We start from the raw sequence: 9308 nt of genomic DNA, 5'->3' as shown, positions 1-9308 counted from the left end.
ACGAGGTGGATGACATCATCAATCAGCAGATAGGTGATCCAATTGGGTGGACGCAGGTCATGATCCCTCCCCGCTGATCGGAAAGAGATTGACTTCCATCATGGCTCACGCTTATCTTTCGACAAAGACGCTTGACTGCATGGCGAGATGAAAAATGGATCAACCATTTCCACCTCGCTGGCCTTCCGGATTCAATTAAAGATGCAATTTCGGAAGGGTGAGTGGAGTGTTTTCTACGCCTTGCCGGGACTTGAAAAACTATCCCAATCATTTTCACGACACAAAGGCAGGCATGAAATCACTCATTAGCTACCAGAAGAAACTCATCGCAGAGAATCGTAAAGAATACGGAATTTATTACGATCAACTTAAAAAACCATCATATTACCAGCTCATTGAGGCCGACGAAAAACGTTCGCGGCTTATCTCTGAAATTAAAGGCAAAGCCGGGTTCCTTTGTAATGGAACAAAACCCTTTGCTCACGCAATTTCTCCGGGGTGCAGGCTCTGCGGAGAAGGTTACTGGTCATGCCTTTTTATCAACAACCGCTGCAACTGCAATTGTTTTTATTGTCCAACGTCTCAGGTTGACACCTCAATTCCTGAAACCCAGGGCATTACTTTCGACAAAGCGGAAAAGTATATCGGATACATCAAAAAGTTTGGATTTAAAGGCGTTGGCCTCAGTGGTGGAGAACCGTTACTTACTTTCAATACGACCATTGATTTTCTGTCAAAAATAAAAAAAGAATTCGATGATTCAGTTTATGTTTGGATGTACACCAACGGCACCCTTTTAAATGAAGCTAAAGCCGCACAATTAGCCGAAGCCGGCTTGGATGAGATCCGTTTCGACCTTACTGCCACAGAATATAACACCAAAAATCTGCGCCTTGCCTTGGGAAAGATTCCAAAGATCACCGTTGAAATACCTGCAATCCCTGATGAGATTGAACAACTTAGAAATATGGTTATCGAACTCGACACCCTTGGCGTAAACTATCTCAATCTCCACCAGATGAGGCTTACACCCTATAATTTAAAAAATCTCTCCAACCGGAATTACACTTTTTCACATGGCCCGAAAGTCACGGTTTTGGAGTCAGAACTTACAGCGCTTGAGATTATTAACTTTGTCTTACACCATGGGCTGAGATTGCCGGTTAATTATTGTTCTTTTCATTACAAAAACCACTACCAAAAAGCCGCCTTTCGCAAAAAAGCCGCAGTTTTTGTTTTGAATAGCCAGGGAGAGATCAATCAAAACGGTTTTATCCGCAGCCTTATCCTAAAAGGAATTTCAATACCGCTTAAAGGATTGAAAGACCAGTTAACCCGGCTCTCTCCAGAGGGAAAAGGATGGCAAGTTTCACCAGATCAACACCAAATTTTTGTTACACGATACCTACTTATTCAGCTACAACTTAATGAGGAACCTATTTTTGTAGAGTACAAGGCAGCAATAACCAGTGAAAAGCCCTTAGACGAAGGGACTGAGCATATAATTACCCGAGAAAAACACATTTTTATTGCCACGGAAGCCAGCAGCATCTCCATCCAAATTGAGTCGGAAGAAAGGGCAAGCTTTTATGAAATTTTGGAAGGTCATTCACCCCATAATCCAATAGGATCTGATGGACTTTTCAACGTTTCGTTAAAAGAACTTCCGGCCACTGGGTTTGCTGAATACTTTTAGTAGAGTTACATCCGAGTCCCTTAGTGACATACCCCAGGGAATTGTAGTGATCGAGGAGACATAAAACCCAAAAAATAGTCATCCAGACAAACGAGAATATGGTGCTTTACTGATGATCAACGTGGGCGGGGTGAATGATGACGAATGATGGAGGTGCAGTCAACAGAAAGGCCGTTTTCGCCTGGGCCATGTACGATTTTGCGAACTCCGCCTTTACCACCCTGGTCGTCACCTTTATTTACGCCACTTACTTTACCCAAGCCATCGCCCCGGATCCGATTAGCGGCACGGTCCTGTGGTCAAGGGCTGTCACCATCTCCGCCCTGGCAGTGGCCTTGCTTTCACCTTTTTTCGGCGCCCTGGCTGATTCCGGCCAGCGCAGAAAATACTATCTCATTATCTTCACAGTTCTCTCCATCACCTGCACCGTGGCTCTTTTTGGGCCGCTGCCCGGCCAGGTCTATCCCGCCTTAGCTCTTTTTGCTTTGGGCAACTTTGGCTTTGAGATGGGCTGTGTGTTCTACAATGCCTACCTGCCCGACCTCGCCCCAGCCAAAAAAATCGGTAGAATTTCCGGTTATAGCTGGGGAATCGGATATGTTGGGGGACTGGCAGCCATGTTTCTAGCGATGATTACCATGGTCAACCCTGAAACACCCTGGTTCGGATTGAGCCGGAACTTAGGTGAAAACATCCGGGCGACCAATCTCCTGACTGCCGCCTGGTTTGCCATTTTCAGCCTGCCGCTCATCGTCCTGGTCAAAGACCCGCATCATCCCTCCCCGGCAGGGCAACCATCATTTAGCGCCGCCATCGCAGATCTTGCTAAAACCTTCCATGAACTGAGGCGCTATGAGCAGATCGTCCGTTTCCTGCTGGCCCGGCTCCTCTTCAATGACGGCCTCATTACCATCTTTGCCTTTGGCGGCATCTATGCGGCCGGTACTTTTAACTTCAGCTTTCAGGAGATCATGTATTTCGGCATCGTACTCAACGTCGCGGCTGGAGCGGGGGCATTCGCCTTCGGCTATTATGACGATATCCATGGCGGCAAGAATACAATCATCCTGAGCCTGATAGGTCTCACTATCGCCGCATCCATAGCCGCTGTCACCACCAGCAGAGGGCTATTCTGGTTGTCCGGCATTCTGGTCGGACTCTTTTCCGGCCCCAACCAGTCTGCTAGCCGATCACTCATGGCTCGTTTCATACCCACCGACAAGGAAGGACAATTTTTTGGTTTTTTTGCCTTTTCCGGCAAATTCACCGCATTTCTCGGACCGTTGCTGTTTGGGGTTTGTACGGAAATTTTCGGGACCCAACGGGCAGGAGTCGCCTCAGTCATCCTGTTTTTTGCGGCAGGCGGCGTGATCCTCCTTTTCGTTGACGAAAAAAAAGGGTGCCTGCACCATTCGCAACAAACGCCGATGCAACCTGAAGGGTGATCCGATGCAGACACCATCCAATGAAAGCCACACTGCCTCCGACCAGCAGACGGAAAAACTGCTTTCCCTGATAGAGGAGATGGCACACAGCCTCCATCCTGGCCAGAAACCTGCTCCCATCAACCTTGACACCTCAATTGACCGCGACCTTGGCCTCGACAGCCTGTCCCGGGTCGAGCTGCTGGCCCGGATCGAACGCTTATTCGATCTCACCCTGCCGGAGCAGTTACTGGCAACAGCCGATACCCCCAGGGATTTTCTTCGAGCCATGGCCGTCTCCGGCACAGGAGTAAAACATTCGCTCCATCCTGCCGCAGAGGCCCTTGCTAGGGTCGAAGACCAACCGTTGAACGCCCAAACATTGATTGAGGTGCTTGAATGGCATGCCGCCCGTCATCCGGAACGGCCCCATATCAGGCTTTACAGTGATAGCGATGAGGGTGAAATCATCACCTACGGTCAGCTCAGGCACGAGGCACAGAAGCTGGCGTCAGGACTGCAACAGTCAGGACTCAGCCCCGGTGAAACAACCTTACTCATGCTGCCGACCGGACGTGAATACTTCATCAGTTTTTTCGCGGTCCTCATAGCCGGAGGTGTTCCGGTGCCACTCTACCCTCCTGGCCGCATAAAACAGATCGAGGAGCATCTCCGCCGCCACACTGCGATTGCCAACAACTGTACGGCACGCTTCATGATCACTATCCCAGAGGCTCAGCCGTTCACCAGGCTGATGCATACCCAGGTCCCCTCTCTGAGGAAAATTGTCACGGTTGGCGCTGTCGCAGACTTTACAAGTGACACACCCTTTCAGCAACCATTCCGGACTGCTGAAGACGTGGCTTTTCTCCAATACACGTCAGGAAGCACCGGCCAGCCGAAGGGGGTCATCCTCAACCACGCCAATATTCTCGCCAATATCAGGGCCATGGGCCGAGTAACGTCCGTAACCTCCGAGGACGTTTTTATCAGCTGGCTGCCGCTCTACCATGACATGGGGCTGATCGGGGCCTGGTTCGGCAGCCTGTATCATGCCTGCCAGCTGGTCATCCTCTCGCCGCTCGCCTTTATCGCCCGTCCGGCACGGTGGCTGCGGGCCATTCATCGCTTTGGCGGCACCATCTCAGCCGCCCCGAATTTCGCCTATGAACTCTGTCTACGCCGGATCGACCAAGATGATCTCACCGGAATAGATCTTAGTTCCTGGCGCTGCGCCTTCAATGGCGCCGAGGCAGTAAGCCCGTCGGTGATCAACGGCTTTATCGAGAGATTCAGCGCCTACGGCTTTTCCCGGCAGGCCATGATGCCCGTGTACGGGCTGGCGGAATCCTCGGTCGGTCTCGCCTTCCCGCCGCTTGGCCGCGGACCTCTCATCGACCGGATCCGCCGCCGCCCACTGATAGAGGCAGGCCGGGCTGAACCGGCAGATGCCGCCGAGGTGAACACCATGTCCATGATCAGCTGCGGCTTGCCGCTCTCTGGTCATGAGATCCGCATCATCGATTCTCAAGGCCGAGAGATGCCCGACCGTCAGGAGGGCCACCTGCAGTTCAAAGGCCCCTCGGTAACCAGCGGCTATTTTCGTAATCCCGTGCAGACCGCAAGCCTATTTCAAGGATCATGGCTGAATTCCGGCGATCGAGCCTATATTGCCGATGGCGAGGTCTATATCACCGGACGCAGCAAAGATATCATCATCCGGGCCGGGAGAAATATCTACCCCGAAGAACTGGAAGAAGCGGTCGGGCAAATTGATGGCATCCGCCAGGGAAATGTTGCTGTTTTCGGCAGCGTGCGCGACGATTCATCCTTGGAACGACTGGTGGTTCTTGCTGAAACCAGGGCACGAAAGGAAGAAACCTTAAAAAAACTGCGACTGCTGATCAGCAACACCATTGCTGATATCTGCGGCAGCCCACCAGACGAGGTGGTGTTGGCCCCGCCCAACACGGTCCTCAAGACCTCGAGCGGCAAGATCAGACGGGCCTCAAGCCGTGAACTTTATGAAAAGGGGCATATCGGCAGAGCACAAAGGGCGGTATGGCTGCAGATCGCCCTCTTTGCCATCTCAGGCATTCCGCCGCGGCTCTTTCACCTGACCGAACAACTGAAGGCAACCGCCTATGCCATTGTCTGTTGGTTGCTGTTCGGGGCGATTGCCCTTATCGTCTGGACGGGCGCCATGCTCATCCCCTCCCGCTTGCGACGGTGGCGTTTTATCCACCGGGCGGCCCGTCTGCTGCTCAAACTCACCGGCATCCCTCTGCAGGTGGAAAACCAGGAGCATCTTTCCCGCCTGCAGCAACCGTGCATCTTTGTCGCAAACCATGCCAGCTACCTTGATGGCATCCTGCTCGCTGCCATATTGCCTGAGGGGGCGAGTTTCATCGCTAAGGCCGAACTTCAGAACCATTGTATTTTCCGCACCTTCCTGAACCGGCTGGGGACCCAGTTCGTTGAACGGTTCGACTGGAAAAAAGGGAGCCGCGATGCCCGTTCTCTTATCGAAAAAGCCAGAGCCGGCCAGTCACTGTTCTATTTCGCCGAAGGGACCTTCTCCCGCATTCCAGGCCTGCTCCCATTCCGGCTTGGCGCCTTTGAAACGGCTATCCACGCCGGTCTCCCAATAATACCGATCATCATTCGGGGGAGCCGTTCCATTCTGCGGGCAGACTCTTGGTTTCCACGCCACGGCGTGGTCAGGATCATCATCGGGCCATCCTATCCGGCCGTAACACTCCCCGCAGGTCACGATGAGGAACGCTGGCAAGCCGCTGTCACATTAAAGGATCAGGTCAGGAGCTGGATGCTCGCCCATTGCGGAGAACCAGACCTTGCCGGGGAGAGACCGGCCATTTTTGAAAAAATCAAATGAAACATCGATAGCCCACACAACTGACGACTGATGAATTTTACCCTGCGACCACACTCGTTATGGCTAATCCTCATGTTCACTCTGCTATTGCTGTCTTTTATAGCCATCAAGCCTCCTGCTGGACGCTGCCATCCTCTCAAAGAGGCGCCGACCATGCCTGATTCACTGGAAACACGATTGCGCGCCCATGTGGAGATGCTGGCGAAAGAGATCGGAGAGCGCAACATCTGGCATGCCGACCAGATGGACGCCGCCGCTAAGTATATCGAAACCTATTGGCAGGAGATAGGATTTACCGTGCATGTGGATGAATACCAGGCCACTACGGAGGCTAAGGTGAAGAACCTCTGGGTCGAGGTTGCCGGAACCGGGCAATCGGATCAGATCGTAGTAGTCGGCGCCCACTATGATTCCGTCCTCGGTTGTCCCGGGGCTAATGACAACAGCTCCGGGGTGGCGGCCCTGCTTGAACTTTCCCGGCTTCTTCGCCAGGCACAGCCAGCGAAAACCTTTCACTTTGTCGCCTTTGCCAACGAGGAACCCCCTTTTTTCCTGTCAAAGAAGATGGGGAGCCGCGTCCACGCCATCAGGGCTCGACAGGAACAGCAGCATATCGTCGGCATGATCTCCTTAGAGACCCTTGCCTACTACACCTCTGAGCCGGGTAGCCAAAAATACCCTTTCCCCTTTGGCTTGATCTATCCCGACACAGCTAACTTCGTCGGTATCGTCAGCAACCTTGGATCCAGACGACTGATGAAGGTGTTGCTTGATGCGTTCCGGCGTCATTCATCCTTTCCGGCGGAAGGAGTGGCGGCGCCGGGCTGGATGACCGGTATCGGCTGGTCGGACCACTGGTCGTTCTGGCGCGAAGGATTTCAGGCCGTGATGATCACCGACACCGCTCTCTTTCGGTATGCGCAGTACCACACCGAGCAAGACACTCCAGACAAACTGAACTACCCCGATTTTGCACACGTCGTGAAAGGGCTAAGAGAGGCGCTTGCCGATCTGGCCGGAGTCCCTGCAGAGAAAAGACAGGGTAAAGACCCTCACTAGATTGCACCATAAGGGCAAAAGACACTGTCGCAGTGAATCAATTAAAGCAATTTCTTAAGTGAATGATTATTTTTGGATGACTCTCTCCGACGCCAATAAACTTAACGGGATCATCCTGTGCCCCTTTGCATAAAAAATGAAATTGACCCAGACAAAACTTATTCTGTTCACGGCGTTGTTCTTCGTTCTTTTTAACAATGTCTCATTTTTTCAGCATGTGGTGGAGGTCTACCCGGTCACCCTGAAAAACTTTGGATTTTTAGTATCGTTAGCTGTGGGACTCACGGCGGTTATTGCGTTGTTATTCACCCTTCTTAGCTCAAAGCACACGACAAAACCGGTCTTAATCCTTTTCCTGCTGGTGTCATCGCTTGCCAGTTATTTCATGAACACCTACAACGTGGTCATCGACCACACCATGATCCAAAACAGTATGCAAACGAGTCTGGATGAGGCCTCCGATCTACTGAGCATCAATCTGATCTATTATCTATTACTGCTCGGAGTAATGCCGAGCATCTTCATCTACACGGTCCAGATAGAACCCGCTTCCTTCAAAAAAGCCGCCATAACCACCTTAAGAGATGCCGGTATCTTCCTGCTTATTTTTCTCAGCATGGCGCTGCTCTTCAGTAAATTTTACACCTCATTTTTCCGAGAGCACAAATCTCTTCGCTTCTACACCAACCCGACCTACTATATCTACTCAATAGAGAAATATCTCAAGATATCCCTCAAAAGCTCACCGGTCATTGCTACACCTCTGGGCCAGGACGCTCAAATTCCTGCAACCGATACTGACCGGGAACTGATCATCCTGGTAGTCGGCGAAGCGGCCCGATCAGACCGGTTTTCATTGAACGGATATCATCGAGAGACCAATCCACTTCTGCAAAAGGAGGATGTCATCTCTTTTACCAACATGCTTTCCTGTGGCACGTCAACAGCCTATTCCGTTCCATGCATGTTCTCCATCTTTCCCCGCGAATCGTATAGCAACAGCAAGGGTGAATCCACCGAAAACCTCCTGGACGTCCTGGGTCATGCCGGCATCAATGTGATCTGGCGCGACAACAACTCGGATTCAAAAGGAGTGGCGCTCAGAGTGCCATATCAGGACTATAAGCTGCCAGAGAATAACCCCATCTGCGACATCGAGTGCAGGGATGAGGGAATGCTGGTTGGCCTGCAAGAGCACATCGACAGCCAACAGCAGGGTGATGTGCTGATCATCCTGCATCAGATGGGTAATCATGGACCGGCCTATCATAAACGATATCCTACTTCCTTCGAAAAATTCACCCCGGTTTGCAAGACCAACCAGCTTGATGAATGCACCAACGAAGAGATCGACAACGCTTACGATAACGCCATCCTATACACCGATTACTTTCTGGCGCAGACAGTTGCGCTTCTTAAAAAGAACTCAAATCGATTTGAAGCGGCGATGATTTACCTGAGCGACCATGGCGAATCCCTGGGCGAGTATAATATCTATCTCCACGGCTTACCCTATGCCATAGCCCCGGACCCACAGAAGCATATTGCATCCTTGTTCTGGTTCAGCGACAACTTTAAAATAGACCACAAGGGTCTAAGGAACAAAGCGACACAAAATTTCTCTCAAGACAACCTCTTTCACACAGTCCTAGGGCTGATGGAGGTGGAAACATCCGTCTACGACAAAAGCCTGGATATCTTACAGTACGACTCCGGCAACTGACCGCGGTCTCGCTTGACTTCAGCCTGACCAATTAACGTCAAACGAGATTTCTGATTTCCGCCTCCAGCAGCGGACGACCCAGATCAGATGCCAGCTGGCGAATATGACGGACAAGATTGGGCAGGCGATGGGAGTGTACGGGCATGCCGAGCTGTGCAAGATAACCGGCAACGGCACGGCTTCCGGTCTTGGCCCCCATCAGAATTGTTCTGTGACTGTTGACACACTCCGGTGGGAAGGGCTCGTAAGAAGCCGGATCGGCCAAAAGGCCGTGAACATGCAACCCGGTTTCGCAAGTGAAAATGGCCTGACCGACCAGGGGATGATTGGCAGGGATCGCCCGTCCAGAGGCCTCGGCAACCAGCCGGCACAGCAGCGGCAGACGATCCAGGCGATAGTCTTTTTTCTGTTGAACCAGCGTCAGTAACGCTGCCACTTCCTCAAGCCGAGAACACCCTGCCCGCTCTGGAGGCTGGCGCTCAGTGGGCCGATGTTACGGTCATGGGGCTT

General features: G+C 51.9%; 6 protein-coding genes. All 6 read left to right on the top strand.

What is annotated here, in order from left to right; translation table 11 throughout:
- Nucleotides 1–292 precede the first annotated feature (292 nt).
- The 6 genes from FP815_02695 to FP815_02670 all read left to right on the top strand — a co-directional run bounded on the left by FP815_02695 (nt 293) and on the right by FP815_02670 (nt 9225).
- Nucleotides 293–1696 carry a radical SAM protein gene (locus tag FP815_02695; protein MBA3013843.1) on the top strand — a complete coding sequence of 468 codons (1404 nt, stop codon included), beginning with the start codon at nt 293–295 and terminating at the stop codon, nt 1694–1696.
- A gap of 137 nt (nt 1697–1833) precedes the next feature.
- The gene (locus FP815_02690) at nt 1834–3141 is read left to right on the top strand and encodes an MFS transporter (GenBank protein ID MBA3013842.1); all 1308 of its coding nucleotides are present in this window, start codon (nt 1834–1836) and stop codon (nt 3139–3141) included.
- Nucleotides 3142–3145: 4 nt separating this feature from the next.
- Nucleotides 3146–6016, top strand: coding sequence for an AMP-binding protein (locus FP815_02685; GenBank protein ID MBA3013841.1), 2871 nt, complete (start codon nt 3146–3148; stop codon nt 6014–6016).
- A 30-nt stretch (nt 6017–6046) separates the two neighbouring features.
- Nucleotides 6047–7075 (top strand): M28 family peptidase, encoded by a 1029-nt coding sequence (locus tag FP815_02680; protein MBA3013840.1) that lies wholly within the window; start codon nt 6047–6049, stop codon nt 7073–7075.
- Between the two features lie 136 nt (nt 7076–7211).
- Nucleotides 7212–8798, top strand: a complete 1587-nt coding sequence (locus FP815_02675) for a phosphoethanolamine--lipid A transferase (protein MBA3013839.1) — start codon at nt 7212–7214, stop codon at nt 8796–8798.
- A 103-nt stretch (nt 8799–8901) separates the two neighbouring features.
- Nucleotides 8902–9225 carry a hypothetical protein gene (locus tag FP815_02670; GenBank protein ID MBA3013838.1) on the top strand — a complete coding sequence of 108 codons (324 nt, stop codon included), beginning with the start codon at nt 8902–8904 and terminating at the stop codon, nt 9223–9225.
- Nucleotides 9226–9308 lie beyond the last annotated feature (83 nt).

The organism is Desulfobulbaceae bacterium, assembly GCA_013792005.1.
Taxonomy (GTDB): domain Bacteria; phylum Desulfobacterota; class Desulfobulbia; order Desulfobulbales; family VMSU01; genus VMSU01.
The sequence above is the reverse complement of the archived record's forward strand: the minus strand, read 5'-3'. Positions and strand labels throughout refer to the sequence as shown.

Bases quoted from the DNA above. Each gene is read 5' to 3' on its own strand.
- FP815_02695 (MBA3013843.1), top strand. From the start codon at position 293: ATGAAATCACTCATTAGCTACCAGAAGAAACTCATCGCAGAGAATCGT.
- FP815_02690 (MBA3013842.1), top strand. From the start codon at position 1,834: ATGACGAATGATGGAGGTGCAGTCAACAGAAAGGCCGTTTTCGCCTGG.
- FP815_02685 (MBA3013841.1), top strand. From the start codon at position 3,146: ATGCAGACACCATCCAATGAAAGCCACACTGCCTCCGACCAGCAGACG.
- FP815_02680 (MBA3013840.1), top strand. From the start codon at position 6,047: ATGAATTTTACCCTGCGACCACACTCGTTATGGCTAATCCTCATGTTC.
- FP815_02675 (MBA3013839.1), top strand. From the start codon at position 7,212: ATGAAATTGACCCAGACAAAACTTATTCTGTTCACGGCGTTGTTCTTC.
- FP815_02670 (MBA3013838.1), top strand. From the start codon at position 8,902: ATGACGGACAAGATTGGGCAGGCGATGGGAGTGTACGGGCATGCCGAG.